Below are 20,665 nucleotides of genomic sequence, written 5' to 3'. Positions count from 1 at the left end.
CGGATCCGTCGATACGGGAAGCGAACAGTCCGGTGGCCGTCGCCACCGCGACCGGTGCCGCCGAATCCCACTCGTACTGGCCGCCGGCGTGCACGTACGCGTCGACCTCACCGCCGATCACCGCGGCCACCTTCACCCCGGCCGAACCCATCGGCACCAGCTCGGCACCAAGCTCCTCGGCCAGGTCGGCAAGGAACGCCGGCGGCCGGCTCCGGCTCGCCGCCAGCCGCAGCGGCCGGTTGACGGGAACCGTCGGGGTGGGCGGTGGCCGGTGCGTACCGATGGTGCGGCCCCGGGCCGGCAGGGCGACCGCCCCGGCGACCAGCCGGTGCGCGGTGCCGGCGTGGCGCGCCCAGAGGGCCACGTGCACCGCCCAGTCCGACCGGCCCTGCTCGGCGAACTCCCGGGTGCCGTCCAGCGGATCGACGATCCAGACCCGCTCGGCGGTCAACCGGGGTGGCGCGGTACGTCCGTTCGCCGGCCAGGCGTGCCGGGCCTGCTCGTCCTCCTCGGACAGCACCACGTCCGCCGGCCGCCACCGGGCCAACTCGACGTGGAGCAGGTCGTGCGAGGCGCGGTCACCGGCCGCCTTCAACGCGGTCGGGTCGGCGTGTCGCGACTCGGTCCGGAGCCGGGTGAGCAGCCGGCCGGCGCGGTCGGCCAGCCAGACGGCGAAGGCGCCGTCCGGGGTGGGCGGTGGTGGGGAGGCGGATTCGGGTCGACCCATGAGCGACACCTCCGGGAAGCGGGTCGGGGGGGGGAGTACGGGTCAGCCGATCGCGCGCCGACAGAGACTCCGCACGCTGCCGACGGTGGTGGCGCCGGCCACCCCGGTCAGCACAAGCAGACAGACCCAGCCGGGCAGGTGCGGAACCGTCGGCAGCATCGCGCCCCGAACCCCCTCCGCGACGTAGGTCATCGGGTTGACCGCGGTGACCGCCTGGAACCACGGCATCGGGGAGAGCAGCCGCCACGGATAGTGGACGCAGCCGGTCCAGATGATCGGGGTGACGAAGAGCGAGAAGGTGATGTTGATGCGCTGTACCGGCAGCAGCGTCGCCAGGGTCATCCCGATCCCGCCACCGATCCATCCGCCGAGCAGCACCGTGACGAGGACCATCGGCAGCCGGTCCGGCTGCCAGGGCGCCGACCCGACCACCAGGGCCCCGAGCGGATAGAGCAGCACCGCGGCGATCAGACCGCGCAGTGTCGCGGTGACCAGCTTGCCCACCGCGACCAGTTCGGTCGGCAGTGGCGCGAGCAGGCGGTCCTCGATCTCCCGGGTGAACCCGAGTTCCTTGACCAGGGGCAGCGCCACGCTCTGCAACGCCGTGGTGAGGGCGGCCAACGCGACGATGCCGGGCAGGAAGAAGTTCGCGAAGTTCGCCGCCACCATCCCCTGTCCGCCGAGTACCCGGACAAAAACGAAGAGCAGGAACAGCGGGGTGAGCCCGACCTGGACGAGGATCACCCAGAGCTCCTTGCCGGTGACCATGAGATCGCGCCGAAGGATGGCCAGAAAGACCCGGTGGGCCTGCGGGCGCGGCCGCGACACGGACGGGGTGTCGGGCTCGGTCAGCGGCGGCGGCGCATCGGCGTCGAGGGTGGTCACCGGGGATCCCTTCCGGTCAGTTCGATGAAGACGTCCTCGAGGCTGGGCGCCACGATGCGTACGTCGTTGAGCGTGGCCGACCGAGTGGTGAGCAGGGTCAGCACCGGGGCGAGCAACGCAGCGGGGTCGCCGGCGACGTACAGCCGGAACCGGGTCCGGCCGTTCGGCGATGGCACACCCTGCTGGCGGCGTGCCGACGCGGTAGCCGCCCCGACCGCCCCCGACGCGCCGAGGCGGGCGGCGAGCGCCGCACCGGCTCCGGGTCGGGCAGCGGGCGGCGCGGCCGGGGCGAGACTCTCCGCCTTCCGTACGCCGGTGATCTGCCGCAGCGCGTCGAGCAGGCGGGAGGTGACTTCCGCCGCCGACGGGGTGACGGTGAGGTCGAGGATCGCCGCCCCGGCCAGTCCCCGGACCAGGTTGCCGGGCGTGTCCAGGGCGATGAGCCGACCGTGGTCGACGATGCCGACCCGGTCGACGATCGTGGCCGCGGCGTTCATCTGGTGTGTGGTCAGCACGATCGTCACCCCACGCTCGCGCAGCTGCCGGATCCGGGCCCAGATCAGCATCCGGGTCTGCGGATCGAGCGCGTTGGTGGGTTCGTCGAGGAAGAGGACGGCCGGTTCGTGGATCAGCGCCCGGGCGATCATCAGGCGCTGCGCCATGCCACCCGAGTACGCCTCGATCCGCTGATCCGCCCGTTCGGCGAGGCCGAACCGGTCCAGCAGTTCGTCGGCGCGAGCCCGCCGGGTCGCCCGGTCCACCCCGTGGTAGGCGGCGTGGTAGAGCAGGTTCTGTCGTGGGGTGAGGGAGCGGTCGAGGTTGTTGTGCTGCGGTACGACGGCGAGTTGCGCCCGGGCGGCGACCGGGTCGCGCCGCACGTCCACGCCGCCGACCAGCGCCCGCCCCGACGTCGCCCGCAGCCGGGTCGTCAGGATGCCGACCGTGGTGGACTTGCCGGCCCCGTTCGGGCCGAGCAGGCCGAAGATCTCGCCCCGGGGCACCGCGAACGACACCCCGTCGACGGCGGGGCTCTCGGCCCGCGGATAGCGCTTCACCAGGTCGACGACGTCGATCGCGGTGGCGGCGCTCACCTGCCACCTCCCCGGCGGACGGTGCTCCCGGGCGGCGTCCGCGCGACTCGTGCCTCGGCCGCGCGGCGGGATCCGTCGGCCCCGGCCGGCCGGGTCACCCCCGGACGGGGTGGGAGGGTCATCCCCGGGCGGGGTGGGCGGCGAAGAAGCGCCAGATCGTCGCGGTGGCGTCCGGGGCGGCGGCGGGCGGGTCCAGGTCGAACAGCCGTTGCGCACCCGGCCCCGGCCCCGGCGCGCCCGGCCACTGGTGACCTGCTCCGGCCACCGTGACCAGTTCGACGCCGCGTCCCTGTGGGCAGGTCGCGCTCGACGTGGTGACCGCACCGGTGGTGGAGTCGGTCGGCGCGGCGCAGCTGTCGAGGGTCCGCCACCGGGCGATCAGCTCGGGGGTCGGCGGGCCGTCCAGCTTGACCGGGTTGCGCCCGGTGCCGCCGTTGTCCCGCCGGCCCGGGCCGCCGCCGTACGGCACCGTCCGGTCGGCCGTGCCGTGGATGTGGATCACCGAGATCGGTGCCGGATCCGGGCACGGGCCGAGCTGGGTGGCCGCCACCGGTCCGATCGCGGCGAAGAGCGTCGTGTCGCAGGCGAGCCGGTAGGCCAGCATGCCGCCATTGGAGACCCCGGTGGCGTACACCCGGCTCCGGTCCAGCGGGACCAGGCCGGCGACCGAGCCGACCAGCTGCCGGATGAATCCGACGTCGTCCACACCGTCCCGGGCCGGCGGCCCGCAACAGTCCGGACTCACCGTCCAGGAACGGTGCAACCCGTCCGGGTACGCGACAACAAACCCGGACCGGTCCGCCTCGGCGTTCCAGCCGTACGACGACTCGGCCTGCTCGCCGGTGCCGAGCGCGCCGTGCAGCATGACAACCAACGGAACCGGGCCGGTCGGGGCGAGGCTCGCCGGCCGGTACAGCCGGTACGTCCGCTGCCGGCCGTCCACCGTCAGGGTGTGGGTGGAGGTTCCGGGGCTCACGCTGACCACCGGGGTCGGCGGGTCCCGCCGATCCCGGTCGCCGACGAGCCCGCAGCCGCCGGTCGACAGGACCAGCACGCCGGTCACCAGGGCCGGAGCGAACCGCCCCGGCCGGGCACGACTCCGCAGCCGCTTCATCCATGATCCATCCTGCTTCGTCATCCTCGTACCATGGCAGGTCGAGGTTCGGGTTGTGTCGGCAACGCCGCAGACACCGGTACGTCCGCACGCCGGCACCGGTCAGACCGGGGCGGGCCCCGCCCCGTCGAGCGGGGCTAGCAGCGCCGGTCACGCAGCCGGATCAGCTCCCAGCCCCCCTGCGGCACCGCGTCGTCCAGGTCGGTCCGCAGGTTCATCGGGTTCGCCATGCCCAGATACAGGGTGCTGCCGTCGGTGACCATGTTGCGGATCCCGTAGTTCAGATAGTTGCCGAGCCCGCTGTCGTCGACCACGCTGGCCGGTCGCCCGGTCGAGTCGAAGACGAACAGGTCACCGCCGTACACCGGGGTCGGCGGCGGTGGGTCGTCGGCGAGCAGCGGGACCGAGGCGAGTTCGGGCGCCAGGCTGTCGACGCCGAGCGACCGCGCGGTGCTCTGGCCCAGATCCTTGGAGATGTAGCTCCAGTCCATCGTCCCGACGTAGAGCCTCCCGCCGGCCACCACCATCTTCCAGGTGTAGTTGTTGTACGGGTTGCCCATGCCGGAGCTGCCGTAGCGCGGGATGTATCCGGTCGGGATCGGCGCCCAGGCGCCGGCGCCGTTGTCGGCCTGCGGGTCGTAGGCGGGCAACTGCTCGGCGCCGTAGAGCAGTTCCACCCGCTGACGGTGGCCGAAGCTCTTACCCCGGAAGATGCTGATCGCCCGCTGGGTGCCCCGGACCGAGGCCCGCAGCGCGGTGTCGTCCGCCGGCGGATACGCCACCAGGTGCACCGTGGTCGCCTTCAGCGGCACGTGCATGGTGCCCCAGTAGAGGTAGCCGCCGTACGAGGCCAGCCCGCCGAGGCCGTAGGTGCGGGCCACCACCGGGTCCGGCTCGTAGTCACTGACGCTCCAGACCCGGGTCCAGGAATCCGCGTCCGCCGGGGTCAGTCCGCGCTCCCCGGCGGAGAGTCCCGGACTCATCCACACGCCCGCGACGCCGTCGGAGGTGTCGTCGGTGCCGGTCGCCGGAACGGCCATCGTGTCGTCGCCCGACCCGGTCCAGCTGGTCACGAAGATCCGACCGTCGTGGACGGTCAGGTCCGCCGCCTGGGCGGGCAGGTTCGCCACCACCTGGAAGCTGAACGGGTCGCTCCGGCTCCCGGTCCAGCGCAGCACGTGCCCCCGGTTTCCGCCGTTCGCGCCAACCCCGACGCCGGCGTACAGCACGCCGTCGGCGACGACGAAGTGCCGGATGTTGCCGTACGCGGGCAGGTTGACCGAGCCGAGGTAGCCGCCGGTGTTGGTGTCGAACGCGAACAGGTTGACGCTCTCTCCCAGGGCGGGACCGCCGAGCAGGGCAACGCCCTGGTGGGCGCCGGCCGCCCGGATGCCGGCGGTGGTGGTGAGCCGGTTCGCGTCCGCCTCCGACGCGTTCCGCACCAGGTCCGTCTTCTCGGTCAGGGTGCCGCGACGCGTGTCGTAGACGTAGAGCCGGGGCGGCCGGTGGTCGCCGAGAGTCGGCGGCAGGGTCGGGTTGCGTTTGGCGATCTGGCTCTCGCCGTACTCGCAGACCCAGTCCTCGTTGAGGTTCGGGCGGCTGTTGTTCAGGTTCCGCCCGCTGGTCATGCAGTTGATGTTCGCCCCGGTCCCGAACCAGAGACTCTGCCCGGCGCGGGTGATCCCCCACAGGTACGACTGGTTCACCTTCGCCTGCCCGCTGGCGCAGGGGGGACCGGGCGGGTAGGCGAGGCCCACACCGGCGAAGCACTCGTCGGGCGTGGCCTTGGCGAGCAGCGTCCGCTCGTACGCCGGGGGATGCCCGGCCGGGCCCGCCCCGGCCGGTGCGGCGGCGGCCGGCATGGCGATCACCAGTGTGTGGATTAGTCCCAGCGTGACGGTGGCGGCCAGCAGCCGTCGCGCTCCTCGGCGTCGGATCACCAGTTGTTCCTCCCGCTTCCGATGGAACCCGCGTTTGTCATGGTTGCGTTGCCTTCCCGCCCGACCCGGCGGCGACCGGCTGACCGGCCGGGGCCACCACCCGCGGGGCGACCCGGGACGCCCACTCCGCCCAGTCCTCGAACTCGAGGAACCGGCCGAGTCGGCCGAGCTGCTCCACCGGATCGGCGACCAGGTCCTCGTAACGGATCCGGTGCAGGTGCCGGGGCGGGTCGTCGGCCAGCGCCTGTTCCGCCTGGCTGCTCATGAACGCACAGAGTCCCAGGTAGCGGCGCAGCTCGCGGCCGCGTTCGTGCAGCAGTTCGGCGGTGAGCCGGTCCGGCAGGTACCGGACCAGTTCCTCGGGCACCGGCTGCCCCGGCTCGACCCGGAACGGATCGAGCCCGCACCGGCCGAGGAACTCGACCCGGAGCTGGATGAGCTGGAACGACGGGTGTCGGCTCATCGAGCGCGCGACGTCCTCCGGGTTCCGGGTCAGATAGACGATCCGGGCCGTCGGATAGGCGCGCAGCAGGTACGGCGCCACGTGACTGGAGCCGCCGGAGCGTTCCACCCAGCGCCGTTTGCCGATCATCACAGCGAGCAGGTCAAGAAACATCTGGTGGTGCGCGCCGACCGGCTGGGTGGGAAACTCCGGCACCCGTTCGGCGAGTTGGTCGAAAAGCCGGTCCGGGTCGGCGGAGATCTTGGAAAGGGTGATGGCGAGGATCCGTGGCAGCTCGGTCATCCGCCCTGCCCACCGTCCGGTCCGTGGATAGCGGACCTCCTTCGGCGGCAGCCCGATCCGGAAGAGGGTGGCGAGTTCGGCCTTGGGGCTGCTCAGCAGCGTCCAGTACGCCGCTCCGGTGAGCACCTCGGCGCTGCGGGCCCACGGCGCCACGGACATGAAGAACTCCTGGGCCGAGAGGGTGTCCGGCTGCTCCGCGATCAGGTCGGAAAGGAGGGTGGAGCCGCACCGGCCGTTGCTGATGATGATCGACCGGCCGGAGACGGGGGTGTCCATCCGGGTACCTCCTGCGGGATGTGGTCTCGATGGGGGTGGGCGGGTCCGGTCGGCGCGACGCCGCACTCCTCGCGGAGCCAGCTCAGGACGAGCCGGCGCAGCTTCTCCGGCTGGTCGACCAGGATGGTGTGCCTACCGCCGGGGAGGACGACGGTGCGGACCCGCGGCAGCAGCCGGGTCACCTCGCCGGCCAGCTCGACGACGGCCGAGTCCGCGCCGTACACGCAGAGCACCGGTACGCCGATCGTGTTGAGCTGCGCGGCGCTCGGCAGCGGGCTCGACGGCAGTTCCCGGGCCAGGGTGGTGGCGGCCAGCATCTCCCCGGTGGCCCGGGCGCGACGGACGAACGCGGCTCCCCGGCCGGCCGCGAGCGCGGCGACCGCGGCCGGCCGGGGCAGCAGGTCCGCCGCCCGCTCCAGCCGGCGGGCCACCCGGCCCATCCAGGCCGGCGTCGGCGGCGCGGACTCGACCGCCACGATGCCGGCGACCCGGTCCGGGTGGCGGGCCGCGTACGCGTACGCGATCGTGCCGCCGAACGAGTTGCCGAACAGGTGGACCGGCCCGGCGATGTCGAGCGCCGCCAACAGTGCCGCCAGGTCGTCGACCAGGTCGCCGAGGGTGTACCCGGTGGGCGGGCGCTCGCTGTGGCCGTGGCCCCGCAGGTCGTACATGACCACCCGGCGTCCGCTGTCCGCCAATGGCTTGGCCAGGGTGAAGTACCAGCTGGCCAGGCTGTCCGAGGCCAGACCGTGGATCAGGACCACGGTCGGCGCTGCCGTCGCACCGGCTCCGCGGCCCGGGTCCGCTCCGGTCCCGACCGTCGGAAGGTGCTCCGGCACCGCGACGGCCGCCGGCAGGACATCGGGGTTCGGCTCCGCCGCCGATCCCGGCAGCGGACCGGGGTTCGGCTCCGCCGGCGGGTCGAGCAGTTCGACGTGCAGGTCGACGCCGTTGGCCTGGACCATCACGGCCGGATCGCCCCGACCCCGTCGAGTGAGCCGGCGATGTGGTCGACGAGTTGCCCCACCCGCAGGTCCCGCACGGTCTGCAGGTCCAGCGTGGCGACGAAGTGGGCGAAGTTCACCCGGTCGCCGTACCGGGTCTGCAGCCGGCCGGCGAGCGAGACGACGTCGAGGCTCTCCATCCCGAGGTCCTCCCGGAACGTGGTCTCCATGGTGATCTCGTCGTCCGGGGCGAAGTCCGCCAGCACGGCGCGGATCATCTCCGAGAGTTCGGCGAGGATGTCCTCCTGTGAAGCGGTCACCACGTGTGCTCCTTCTCTGCGTCGAGCTGCTCGTCCGGCCGGTCGGTCGGGGTCGGGAGGGATCGGGCGGAGTGGTCGGTCAGGGTTCGGGCGTGGGGGACGTCGGTGCCGGGCCCCAGGTCCAGGCGACGACGTACTCCCGGGGCGGCAGGTCGTCCGGGTTGCGCACCTCCCGGTACCGGACCTGGTAGAGCCGGCCGTCGACCGCGACGTCCAGCCGGGACTCCGTCGCCGCCAGTACGGTGAACCGGCGTGGACGACCGTCGAGTCCGGTCCCCTCGGCCTTGCCGACCGCCTCCTTGGCCGCCCAGAACCGGGCGAACCAGCGGTCCCGTTCGGCCGGGCCGAAGGCGGCCAGCAGGGCGAGTTCCGACGCGGAGAGGGCGAGGTCCAGGGTGCTCTCCGGACGCTCGGCGATCTCCACGACGTCGATCCCGAGGCCCGGCTCGTCCGGCGCGGCGCCGGGCGGGCGGGGACGGGCGACGGCGACGCCGATCTCGGCGGTGTGCGCCAGCGAGACGTCGCAGTCGCGCATCCCCCGACCGGGTCGGCAGTGGACCCGGGGTCGGCCGTTCGGGTCGTTGGTGACGGTGAGTTCAATCGGGTAGACGTCGGTGTGCCCGTCCTCCCAGAGCCGGAGCCGGACCGCGTCCTTGGCCGCGATCCGCCCCAGCATCCACTGCTTGCGCGACGCCGCCGGCTGCCGCTCGTACTCGGCGTACGCCGCGCCGCCGAGGATTCCCCGGGCGGCCATGCTCCGGGTCACCAGATCCGTCCAGCAGTCGAAGACCATCGTCCAGCCCTCCGGCTGGATCAGCGACATCGGGTTGCGCTCCGGGAACCGTTCCGCCGGCCGGGCCTGTGGGTGGCTGTCGAACCGCCGGTCCACCGCGCCCTCGATCACCGCCCAGACCCGGCCACCGTCGACCAGCTGGGTGTCGGCGACCAACTGCCTGTCGTCGATGGACCGGACCCGGGCGACGCACTCGAGTGCCGTACCCGGAGCGGGCGGAGGGCCGAAGAACCGGACCCGTCCCAGCCCGACCGGCAGTGCCACGGTCCGAAACGGCTGGGTGGTGATCAGCCAGTTGCCGATCAGCTGCAGCGCGTTGTCGAGCAGTGCCCCGGGCGGTGTCGGGGCGGTGACCACGCCGCGTACGTGCCGGTCACCGAGGGCATGCACCGCCGTGACGCCCTGGAAGAGCGGTCCGTGGAACATCAGCCGCTCGGCGTACATCTCCTCGGCGCTGATCCGGGGTGGACGTTCGGTGGCCGGGTCGTGCTGCCAGACCGGGGGCGGTTCGCTCGGATAGTCGGCGGCGAGTTCCACCGTCGCCCGGGCGTACGGGCCGAAGGTGACCGACACTCGCCCGTCGCCCGCCGGCCGGACGCTGACCTCCACGTCCTGGGCCGGTTCCGCGATCAGCCAGCGGTTGAACCGGGCGTCGTGCACCGCGACCGCCCGTTGTCCGGGTGCCGCCCGCTCAGCAAACTCGATCATGTGCTGGACGAGGGTGGTGGCGGGTACCACCGGCCAGCGGTCGCTCGGATCCGGCCAGTCCGCCGGCTGTACGAAGAAGCAGTGGTCGATCAGGTACGGCATGGTCTGCAACGAGACCCTGATCGTCCCGCCCATCGGCGGCCGGCCGGTGCCGCCACGGCCGGCGATACCGTTGCCGTTCACCGGGGCTCGGGGCGGCCCCGGGGACGCGGCCGGGGCCGGGGGCACAGCCGGAACCGCAGTGGCTGATCCGGTCGGGACGGCGGCACCGAGCACGGTCACCGCTCCCCGGGCGGTCTCGGCCAGCAGGGTGGCGAGCTCGGCCGCCGCGCTGGACCGCCCGGCGAGCCGGTGCAGCGCCGCCAGTGTGGCGGCCGGATCAGCGGCGCCGACCGGACCGGGATGAGCAGCCGCACCGTTGCCCGCCCTGGCGGCGCCCGGGCCACCACCGGCGCCAACCGGCCCGGCCGGGGCCACCGGACCGGGCGTTGCGACCACCGCCGGACCGGTGGCCAACGCGGTGGCGCCGGGCCGGTCACTGCGGACCTCGACACCGAGCAGTCCCGCGGCGCCCTCGCCGAGCCGGACCAGCGGCCCGCCCAGATCCAGCTTCATCGTCGGCCCGGGTCGGCGGGCGGGCGCAACCGCCGCCGGCGGGGTGGCGGCCGGACGCGGCGGGTCGAGCACGGTCAGGTCCGGATTGCCACCCTCCACCCACAACGCCGTGGCGACCCGGCGCAACTGGTCCAGCCCGCCCCGGTGGGCGACGTTCACCGGCATCGCCAGATGGTCCCGGTCGCGCAGGTTGTCGCCGATCAGCGAGGCGAGTTGTCCGGCGCCCACCTGGAGGAAGACCCGGAACCCGGCGTCATACATCGCGGCCATCGTCTGCCGGAACCAGACCGGTTCCACCATGTGCCGGACGAAGACCCGGTTCACCTCCGCCTCGTCCGTCGGGAACGGTGCCGACAGAGTCGCCGACCAGACCGGCACCTCGGTCGGATGCACCTCCCACCGACGCAGCGCCGCACCGATCGAGGTCAGTCCCTCGGCGAACCGCGGCGTGTGGAAGGTGGACCGGAACGGCAGCTTTTGGCACATGACGGTGGCGGTACGCAACGTCTCGACGAGCCGGTCCACCTCGGGCTCGGGTCCGTTCACCACACACTGGGCCGGCGCGTTGTCGTGGGAGAGCAGCACCCCGGGGAAGTCGACCAGGATCGGCGCGACCCTCTGGGCCCCGGCACCGATCGCGGCGAAGACGTACCCGTCCACCTCCACGGAGTCGACGTTGAACAGTCCGAGGAACTCGTCCATCCCGGCGGTGCTGACCTGGCCGCTGGTCGCCGCCGCGGTCCACTCGCCGATACTGTGCCCGGCGACCGCGTCCGGCCGTACCCCGATCCGGCGCAGCGCCTCGTACAGCAGCTTGCCCACCTCGATCAGGCCGGCGCCGTGCCGCCCGAGATCGGTCGCGGACCACTCCTGGTCGGAGAGCCCGAAGTGGGCGGCGAGGTCGGCGGTACGGGGTGCGAACTCCGCCTCCAGGCCCGGATAGACGAAAGCCAGCCTCCCGGTGCCACTCGCGAGCAACGGGTGGGGACTGAACCAGATGTCCCGGCCGCCACGCCACGCCCGCCCCCGGGCCACCGTCTTGCGGGCCACCGCGAGCAACCTGTCACTGGGATTGACGATTCCGAGGCGGCAGCGTTCGTCGGGGTCGGCCGGGCCGGTACGCCGGGCGCGCGCGGCACCGGCGGCACGGATCTCCGCGTCCGTGCCGTCCAGCGTGGCGGCGAGCGCGGCCCGGTCCGGGGCGGCCAGCCAGAGCACCTGTTCCGGTTCGACCACAACAGCGGACACGGCGGTGCCGGCGGTCGGGGCGCGGCCGCCCACACCGCGCCGGTGTCCCGCCGGCTCGGGCGCCTGCTCGACGATGACGTGCGCGTTGATCCCGCCGAACCCGAACGCGTTCACCCCGGCCCGGCGCGGGCCCTCGCTCTCCCACGGCACGGCGGCGGCGATCGGCGCGAACCGGGTCCGTTCCATCTCCGGCCGCGGACTGTCGCAGTGCAGCGTGGGCAGCAGAACCCCCCGGTACACCGCGAGCGTCGCCTTGATCAGTCCGGCGATGCCGGCAGCCGGCATGGTGTGCCCGATCATCGACTTGACCGAGCCGATCACCGGCCTTCGCCCGTTCCCGCGGTGCGGGCCGAACACCTCGGCCACCGAGACGAGTTCGGCCGCGTCGCCGGTCGGAGTGCCGGTGCCGTGCGCTTCCATGAGCCCGACCGCGTCCGGCGCGGTCGGGTCGAGCCCGGCGGCCGCCCAGGCCCGCCGGATGGCGAGGACCTGGCCGGAGGAGGCGGGGTTGAACATGCTTGCCGAACGGCCGTCGCTGGAGACTCCGCTGCCACGGATGACCGCGTACACGCGGTCGCCGTCACGGAGTGCGTCGGACCAGCGCTTCAGCACCACGATCCCGGTGCCCTCACCGATCAGCAACCCGTCGGCGTCACGGTGGAACGGACGGATCCGGCCCTGCCGGGAGAGCGCCCGGAGCTGGCTGAACACCGACCAGAAGCTGACGTCGTGCACGTGGTGGACCCCGCCGGCCAGGACCGCGTCCAGCCGTCCGCTGGTCAGCTCGGTGATCGCCTGGTCGACCGCGAGCAGCGAGGACGCGCACGCGGCGTCCAGGGTGTACGCCGGACCCCGCAGGTTGAGCCGGTTCGCCACCCGGGAGGCGGCCAGGTTCGGCACCAGGCCGATCGTCCCCTCCGGCTGGTACGGCCCGAGCCGCTCGTCGATCCTGGCCCGGACCAGGTCGATCCGGGACTCGTCCAGCTCGGGGATCAGTTCCCGCAGCACCTGGCTGACCTGGCTGGCCATCCGGACCCGGTTGGCGTACCGGGCCTGGGCGGGGCTGAGGATGCCGCCCCGGCCCAGAATCACCCCGACCCGGTCACCGGCCGGCAACCGGTCCGTGCCGCCGGCGTCCTCGATCGCCTCGGCGGCCACGTTCAGCGCGATCAACTGGTCCGGTTCGATGTCGCCGACGGACGCCGGCATGATGCCGAACCGAAGCGGCTCGAAGGTGGCGTGCTCGTCGACGAACCCGCCCCGCCGACAGTAGAGCCGGTCCGGCCGGTCGGCGCGTGCCGGGTCGTAGAACTCCTCGTCCCAGCGGTGCGCGGGCACGTCGGTGATGGCGTCCACACCGTCGACCAGGTTGCGCCAGTACTCCGCCAGATTTCCGGCCGACGGCATCAGAGCCGCCATGCCCACGATCGCGACCGGCCCGGGTCGGCCGTTGCTCATGCGTCGTCACCTCCTCGCTGCGGTGATGGTTCGGCGACCGGGGTGGACCGTCGGGGTGGCCGGGGCCGCACCGGTCACCATCCGGACGCGGTGTAGACAACCGAGGTGAGCCTCGGGTCTCCCCAGGCCAGTTCGGCCAGCAGGCTGAGCGCACCCTCCTCGGGATCGATCAGTTCGATGCCCCGGCGGGCGTACTCCCGGCTCAGTTCCTCGCTGACCATGCCGCCGTGGCCGCTGCCCGGGGCCCACGGACCCCAGTGCACGGTGAGACAGCGGTTGCCGGTGTGGGCGGCCCAGCGCGCGCCGAGCGAGTCGAGCGCGTCGTTCGCGGCGGCGTAGTCGCCCTGGCCCCGGTTGCCGTACGCCGCCGCGATGCTGCCGAAGAGCACGACGAACCGGGGTGCCGGGGTCAGTTCGTCGAGCGCGGCGAGCACGGCCCGCGCACCGTCCACCTTGGTGCCGTACACCCGGGTGAAGGACGCCGGATCCTTCTCCGCGATCAGCTTGTCCTCGATCACCCCGGCGGCGTACACCACGCCGTCGATCCGGCCGTACCGTCGGTGTACGTCGTGCAGCAGCTCCCGGGTCGCCGCCGCGTCCCGTACGTCGAGCGTGTGGTAGCCCACCTCGGCACCGCGCTCGCGCAGCTCGGCGAGGGTCGCCTCGACCTCACGCGCGCCCAGTACCGCCTGGGCGGTGCGTTCGATCTCCGCCGGTGACCGCAGTCCCTGCCGGACCAGCGCGGCGCGCAGTGCCGCCCGGTCCGGTGCGGCGGCCAGTTCCGGGTGCACCGGACCGGGCGGCAGCACGGTCCGCCCGACCAGCTCGATACGGCAGCGGGCCGCCGCGGCGACGGTCTGGGCGAACCACGGGGTGATCCCGCGGGCGCCGCCGATCAGGACGAGCACGGAGTCCCGGTCGAGTCCGATGGCCCCGACCTCGGCGCTGCCGTCTCCGGCCGGGCCGGCACCGTTGCTGGCAAGCGGGCCGAGCTCCCGTGCAGTGAGGTCGACGCTGCGCCGTCCGGCCTCGCCGTACGCCACGATCAGCGGGTCGCCGCCGGCCAGCAACTCCGCGAGCACCTGCCGGGCGATCCGTTCCGGCTCGAGCGTCTCGTCGACCTCGATGAACCGGACCGTGGTCTGCGGATACTCGCGGGCGATGGTGCGGAACAACCCGCGCATGCCGTCGCTGGCACCGGCGCCACCGGCCGGGCCGACACCGACCAGCCAGCGGGGTCCGGCCGCCAGCGCCTGCTTGATGAACGGGAACGCTCCGGGCAGCATCGGCGCGCCGGTGGTGTTCAGACCGTCGAGCAGGACGATGCCGTCGAATTCGGCGAGCTGCTCCGCCGGGGTCGCGTCGAGTTTGCCGGTCTGTCCGCTCACCCCGTGATCCCGCAGCAGTTCGGCCAGGTACGCGAGGCTCGCATTCGCCCCGGTGAGCAGGAAACTGGTGCCGGAAAGCAGCGCGGCCGAGGCTCCGACGTCCGGGGCGGCGAGGGTACGCGCCTGGGGCAGCAGCCGTTTCGGCGTCCTTCCCCGCCGTTGCAGCAGAGCGATCGCGCCGGTGCCGGCAGGGGCGGTCGACCCGGCCGGCGCGTTCAACCCGCCGGGAACCGGCAACCCCGCGGAAACCGGCAACCCGGCGGGGACCGGCAACCCCGCGGCGACCGTCGGCGGGACTGAGACGGTCGGCGCGGCCAGCGCCGGACGGCTCGGCGCGACGGTCAGTGCTGTGCCGCCGCCGTGGCCCCCCGCTGACGGGCTTCCCGGCCCGATCTCCGCCAGGTACGGACCGGAGTCCACTGTCGGCCGCACGGCCGGCGCACTCATCCTGTTGTTGAGCCAGTCCACCATCGCCCGGACGGTCCGGGCCTTCACCAACTCCTCCAACTCGGACTCGTCACCCTGCACCGCCAGACGCAACCGCGCCGCCACCTCCCCGGCCACCTCAGCCCGCTTGATCGAGTCGATACTCAGATCCGCCTCCAGATCCAGATCAACCTCGATCAACTCCACCGGATAGCCGGTCCGCTCCCCCAGCACCTCCAGAATCGCCGTCTGGAAATCCGGCAACGCCACCGCCGTCGACACCTCGACGACAGCCGACGCGGGTTCGGCGGCGGCGGGACCGGCGACGCCCACCGCGACCGCCATCCTCTGGTTGAGCCAGTCCACCATCGCCCGGACGGTCCGGGCCTTCACCAACTCCTCCAACTCCGACTCGTCACCCTGCACCGCCAGACGCAACCGCGCCGCCACCTCCCCGGCCACCTCAGCCCGCTTGATCGAGTCGATACTCAGATCCGCCTCCAGATCCAGATCAACCTCGATCAACTCCACCGGATAGCCGGTCCGCTCCCCCAGCACCTCCAGAATCGCCGTCTGGAAATCCGGCAACGCCACCGCCGTCGACACCTCGACGACGGTCGGTGCCGGCCCGACCGCCGTCATCGGAACAGGCGGGCCGGGAACCGCCGGGGACACCGGGACGACAGGGCCGGGCGGCATCGCCGCAGGCGCCGGAACGGCAACCGCCGACGTGGCGGACAGGGCGGAGACCGTCACCTGCGGATCGCCCTCGCCGGTCTGCCAGACCAGCCGACCAGGGGCCCCGGCGGTGTCACCGAAGTAGGCGAGCATCACGTCCCGTTGCGAGGCGATCATGTCTCGACTGGTCCGCAGGAACTCACTGAGCAGTTCGTCCCGGCTGTCCCGGCCACCGATGGCGGCCCCGTTCGGTACGGTCATCGACAACTCCTTGATCCGTCGCGGGGGTGTCATCCCGCCGGGCAGGGTGTTTCCGAACTGGTCGCGGACGAGTTGGCCGTCGACCGTCCACATCGGTCGGCGGGTCGTTCCGTCGGATTGGAGCGGGCCGCCGGGAGCCGCCGTCGTCCGGCCCTGGTACAGCCAGCCGGGCTGTACCTCGACTCCGGCGCAGGCGAGCCGGGCGAGACTGCCGAGGAATCCGTACAGCCCGTCCTCGGGACGGGGTTCGGTGGCGACCGCCAGGTGTGGCCGCTCTCCGAGTACCGCCCCGACGAGCTTGGTGAGGACCTGGCCGGGACCGGTCTCGACAAAGATCCGGGCGCCGGCGGCGTACATCGACTCGACCTGCTCGACGAACCGCACCGGTGCGCCGATCTGTTCGGCGAGTTGCCGGCGTACCTGGTCGGGATCGCCGTCATAGGGAGCGGCGGTCCGGTTCGACCAGACCGGGATGGCGGGACGGCGCACCGGTGTGGCGGCGAGCGCCCGGGCGAACCGCTCGGTCGCGCCGGCCACCACCGGGCTGTGGAAGGCGCAGGCGACCGGGATGCGGCGGGCCGCGAGCCCGGCCGTCCGCAACGCGGTCACCGCAGTCTCGACCGCCGGCGTCGGTCCGGAGATCACCACCTGGCTCGGCGCGTTCTGGTTGGCGAGCACGACCTCGTCGGCCAGCCCGGCCTCGGTCAGCAACCGGCCGACGTCCGCGGCGGCGGCCGAGACGGCGGCCATCGTCCCCGGGTCGTCGCCGGCGGCGGCGAGGATCGCCTCGGCCCGCTCCGTACTGAGCGGAAGCAGATCCGCCGGGTCCAGGGCACCGGCGACGCAGAGCGCGACGAGTTCGCCGTAGCTGTGCCCGCCGGCCAGATCGGGGCGGACGCCGACCCGGCGCAGCAGGTGGGCGACCGCGAGCCCGCCGATGCCGAGGACCGGCTGGGCGATCCGGGTGTCGCGGACCCGCTCCTCCTGCTGCCGCCGGATGTCCGGGTCGAAGGCCGTCGGCGGGAAGAGCGGCTCCGCCCACCGCGCGCCGAGCCGCAGATAGTGGCGCAGTTCCGGAAAGGCCACGAACAGTTCGGCGAGGGCGTCCGGGCGTTGGCTGCCCTGCCCGGGGAAGAGAAAGGCCACACTGCCCGGCCCCGGCCCGGCGTCCTCGGCCGGCTGGACCAGCCCCCGCCCCGGGTCGTGCTCGCCGGCCAGCGCGCGACGCAACAGGGTGGCGAGTTCGTCGTGGTCCCGGGCGACGATCGCGACGAGTACCGGTCCGGCCCGGCGGTCCGACGCGTCGGGCACCGCCGCCGCCAGGTCACACAGCGGCCACGGCCGGCCGCGGTCGTCCAGGGCCGACAGTGCCTCCACCAGCCGCCGTACCCGGGCGTGCGCGCCGGACCGGTCGAGGCCGCGGAAGCAGAACAGCTCGGCCGGCCAGACCCGCCGGGCGTGGCGGGGCTCCGGACCGGGGTACGCGCTCAGCACGGCGTGGAAGTTGGTGCCGCCGAAGCCGAACGCGCTGACCCCGGCGTGCCGTTCGGCAGCGGGCGCCAGCCACGGTCGGGCGCTGGTGTGGAACACGAACGGGCTGCGCTCGGGGCTCCACGCGGGGTTGGGTCGGGTCAGGTGGATCGTCGGGGGTGTGATCCCGGTGTGCAGGGCCAGACCCGCCTTGATCACCCCGGCGAGTCCGGCCGCGCACTTGGTGTGCCCGATCTGCGACTTGACCGAGCCCAGTACGCAGCTGCCCGGTTCGGCCCCGGAGGAGTCGAAGAGCCGGGTCAGGGTCTCCAGCTCGGTCCGGTCGCCGACAACCGTGCCGGTGCCGTGCGCCTCGAGAAGCCCGACCTGCCGGGGCGAGATGCCGCTGCGGTGGTACGCCCGGTCGAGGGCCCGGCGCTGCCCGTCCGCCCGGGGCGCGGTCAGCCCGAGGGCCCGCCCGTCGCTGGAGGCACCGATGCCCCTGATCACCGCGTAGATCCGGTCGCCGTCGCGTTCCGCGTCGGTGAGCCGCTTCAGCACCAGAGCGGCGACCCCCTCACCGAGGGCGATGCCGTCACCGGTGCTGTCGAAGGTACGGCAGCGTCCGGTCGGGCTCAACGCGTGCGCGGAGGTGAACATCAGGTAGTCGTTGATGCCGTTGTGCAGGTCGGCGCCGCCACAGATCATCAGGTCGCTGTCCCCGGCGACGAGTTCCTTGCAGGCCGCGTCCATCGCGGCCAGTGAGGAGGCGCAGGCGGCGTCGATGGTGTAGTTGGGGCCGCCCAGGTCGAGCCGGTTCGCGACCCGTCCGGCGATCACGTTGGCCAGCACCCCCGGGAAGCTGTCCTCGTTCACGGTGGGCAACTGCTCCTCCAGTTCCGCCGGCACCTCCCCGAGGTACGCCGGAAGCATGGTCCGCAGGGTCTGTGCGTGGCCCATGTCGCTGCCCGCCTCGGCGCCGAAGACCACGCCGGTACGCCGGTGGTCGACGCCGGGGACGTCGTGGGCGTAGCCGGCGTCGACCAGGGCGCGACGCGCCGCCTCCAGGGCGAGCAGTTGGGTCGGGTCGATGCTGCCCAGCGCGGTCGGCGGGATGCCGTACCCGATCGCGTCCAGGGGCACCGGGTCGAGGAAGCCGCCCCACCTGGAGACACTGATCCGGCCGGTCTGCCCGGGTCCGACCTCGGGGGCGTAGTAGGTGTCCACGTCCCACCGGTCGGCCGGCACCTCGGTGACCGCGTCGAGGCCGTCGAGCACCGTACGCCAGTAGCTGTCGAGGTCCGGTGAGCCGGGCAGGATGCAGGACATGCCGATGATGGCGATGTCCAGCGGGGCCGGTGGCGGTGCCGTCGGAGACGCCGCCGGGCCGAGTCTGTCGCGTAGGACGGCGAGCCGGTGCGCCTGGTATTCCAGCGCCCCGGTGGTCACCTCGGCGTGCAGCCGCGCGACCGTGGTCGGTGCCTGCCGGAGCACGGCGACCTGACCGGCCATGAACAGCCCCTCGGTGGCCTGGGTCGCCTCGTCGACCTCGGCGAGTCCGTCGGCCTGTCGGCGGATGCCCTTGCTGGCGATCCTCAGCCGCCCGACGTTGAGGATCTCGAGCTGTTCCCAGATCTGCCGGTTCTCCAGTCCGGCTTCCTCGAGTTCGCGGCGCAGCGCCCGGAAGTCGTCGACGAAGGGACTCTGCAGGCACCGGGTGGCGTGCCCGGGTGCGGTCTCCAGCAGTGCGGTCGTGGCGGCGGCGACGACCTCGCGGTGGAACAGCGGGGTGATCGCCCCGCTCGCGACCGCCTCCTCGGTGAAGAGGTAGGCGGTGCCCATCAGCACCCCGATCCGGGCGCCGCGTGCGGTCAGCGGGGCCGCCATCGCCTCGACCATCGCGGCGGAGCGGGCGTCGTGGATCCCGCCGGCGAAGAAGACCCGCAGGTCGGCGGCGTCGGCGGGGTGGTCGGCCAGATGCTCGTCGAGCACCTGGAGTTGGGCCTCCCAGAGCGGGAAACTGGCCCGGGGACCGACGTGCCCGCCACACTCGGCGCCCTCGAACACGAACCTGCGGGCACCGGCACGGAGGAACTGGCCCAGCAGCCCGGGTGAGGGCACGTGCAGGAAGGTGTCTATCCCCTCCTGGTCCAGCATCCGGGCCTGAGGTGGCCGGCCCCCGGCGATGATCGCGCAGGCCGGTCTGATCGCGCGGATCACCTCGAGCTGCGCGGCGCGTAGGTCCTCCGGCGCGAAGCCCAGGACGCCGACCCCCCACGGTCGGTCGCCGAGCCGGGCGGCGGTCTCGGTGAGGATCCGCCGGGACTGGTCGGCGTCGGCGAGGGCGAGCGCGACGAAGGGCAGGCCGCCGTCGGCGGCGACCGCCTCGGCGAACGCCGCCTCGTCGCTGACCCGGGTCATCGGGCCCTGCGCGACCGGGATCCGTACGTTCAGGGTTTCGGCGAGGGCGGCGCCCGGGGCCAGTGCGCTGTCCGCGCCGCTGCGCCCGATCGCGTCGAGCAAAGTGGTCCGGATGGCGCGGACGGCAGCAGCCGTGTCCGGCCAGCGGTCGGCGAAGACGGCGGCGAGCCAGCCGTCCTGGCCGATCGGCAGCAGCGGCGAGTCGGTGTCGTGCCGGCCGCCCCGGCGTAGCCCCCGGTGGCCGTCGACCACGACGGTCTCGGAGCCGTCCATCCGCCTTACGGTGTGCCGGACGTCCTGCGGTGTCTCGGCCTCCGGCATCAGGGTGAGCTGGCTGTCCAACACCACGCCCGCCGCGCCGCCGACCAGGCAGGCCACGGCGGTACGCGGTCCGATGCCGCCGGCCACCCAGATCGGCAGGTCGATCCCGTCGGCGGCGGCGAGTTGCTGGAGCAGGACGAAGCTGCTCAGTTCCCCGACCCGACCACCGGACTCCATGCCCCGGGCGATGAGCCCGTGCGCCCCGGTCACGGCGGCCTCGCGGGCCTCGTCCAGGCTGGTCACCTCGACCAGCAGCCGGTACCGCGCGGCGATCTGGCGCAGTGGCCAGGGGGTGTCCGGTGGCGCGACGACGAGGTCGACCCTCCCCTGCCCGGCCCGTTCGACGTCGTCGGGACCGGCGGCGCAGCCGGCTGGTACCCGTACGCCGACCGGCCGGGTCGCTTCCGTCGTGGCCTGGGCGAGCGCGGTGAGTGCCCAGGCGTCGCCGCGGCCGAGGTCGAGGACGCCGATTCCGCCGCCCCGTTGTGCCGACATGACGACACGGGGGCTGGGTTCCAGGAAGCCACCTGCGCCGATGGCGATAACCAGGTCGCACGGGTCGAATGCAGAGTTCATCGGACTCCCACTTCGTGAGCGGTGGTCTCGGATCGCCAAAGTGATCAAGAACAGCGGAGGGTACGACTCACACATTGTTGTGAGTCGATCTCGCATTCCGACTCAATCTAGGGGAGGCGGGTTACACGGCAGTTAAATCCTCCCTAAGGTCATTCGAGTGACCCGCTCCTCCCGCACCACACACCCCCTCACCAGGGCGATCACCGGAGGATCGTCGCCGCGGGCCCGACCGGCGCGGCCGTCCGCAGTGGCAGCCGACA

Annotated in this window: 10 protein-coding genes; all 10 read right to left on the bottom strand. The window is 73.0% G+C overall.

Translation table 11 applies throughout. The annotated features are described in order from the left end of the window. Nucleotides 1-727, bottom strand: a 727-nt coding sequence (locus tag ABGB21_RS26795; protein WP_347680112.1) for an inositol monophosphatase family protein, incomplete at its 3' end; no start/stop codon positions are given. Between the two features lie 42 nt (nt 728-769). Then, nucleotides 770-1,612 carry an ABC transporter permease gene (locus ABGB21_RS26790; RefSeq protein WP_347680110.1) on the bottom strand — a complete coding sequence of 281 codons (843 nt, stop codon included), beginning with the start codon at nt 1,610-1,612 and terminating at the stop codon, nt 770-772. Next, complete coding sequence (locus tag ABGB21_RS26785) at nt 1,609-2,703, bottom strand: ABC transporter ATP-binding protein (RefSeq protein WP_347680108.1); 1,095 nt, start codon at nt 2,701-2,703, stop codon at nt 1,609-1,611. The genes ABGB21_RS26790 and ABGB21_RS26785 overlap by 4 nt, the downstream gene beginning before the upstream one ends. 118 nt (nt 2,704-2,821) lie before the next feature. Further along, nucleotides 2,822-3,841, bottom strand: a complete 1,020-nt coding sequence (locus ABGB21_RS26780) for a PHB depolymerase family esterase (RefSeq protein WP_347657269.1) — start codon at nt 3,839-3,841, stop codon at nt 2,822-2,824. Between the two features lie 113 nt (nt 3,842-3,954). Continuing rightward, complete coding sequence (locus tag ABGB21_RS26775; protein ID WP_347657268.1) at nt 3,955-5,757, bottom strand: hypothetical protein; 1,803 nt, start codon at nt 5,755-5,757, stop codon at nt 3,955-3,957. Between the two features lie 37 nt (nt 5,758-5,794). Further along, a complete protein-coding gene (locus ABGB21_RS26770; RefSeq protein WP_347657267.1) occupies nt 5,795-6,778 on the bottom strand; it encodes a sulfotransferase domain-containing protein in 984 nt (327 codons plus the stop codon). Continuing rightward, on the bottom strand, nt 6,703-7,743 hold the full coding sequence (locus ABGB21_RS26765) for an alpha/beta hydrolase (protein ID WP_347680106.1): 1,041 nt from the start codon (nt 7,741-7,743) through the stop codon (nt 6,703-6,705). Before ABGB21_RS26765 ends, ABGB21_RS26770 begins: the two co-directional genes overlap by 76 nt. Then, the gene (locus ABGB21_RS26760; protein WP_347657265.1) at nt 7,743-8,042 is read right to left on the bottom strand and encodes an acyl carrier protein; all 300 of its coding nucleotides are present in this window, start codon (nt 8,040-8,042) and stop codon (nt 7,743-7,745) included. Before ABGB21_RS26760 ends, ABGB21_RS26765 begins: the two co-directional genes overlap by 1 nt. 79 nt (nt 8,043-8,121) lie before the next feature. Continuing rightward, nucleotides 8,122-12,864 carry a beta-ketoacyl synthase N-terminal-like domain-containing protein gene (locus tag ABGB21_RS26755; RefSeq protein WP_347680104.1) on the bottom strand — a complete coding sequence of 1,581 codons (4,743 nt, stop codon included), beginning with the start codon at nt 12,862-12,864 and terminating at the stop codon, nt 8,122-8,124. Nucleotides 12,865-12,938: 74 nt separating this feature from the next. Next, nucleotides 12,939-20,405, bottom strand: a complete 7,467-nt coding sequence (locus ABGB21_RS26750; RefSeq protein WP_347680102.1) for an SDR family oxidoreductase — start codon at nt 20,403-20,405, stop codon at nt 12,939-12,941. Nucleotides 20,406-20,665 lie beyond the last annotated feature (260 nt).

Source organism: Plantactinospora sp. B24E8, assembly GCF_039871735.1.
Lineage (GTDB): Bacteria > Actinomycetota > Actinomycetes > Mycobacteriales > Micromonosporaceae > Plantactinospora.
Note: the sequence above shows the minus strand (reverse complement) of the source record. Positions and strands in the feature narration are given on the sequence as shown.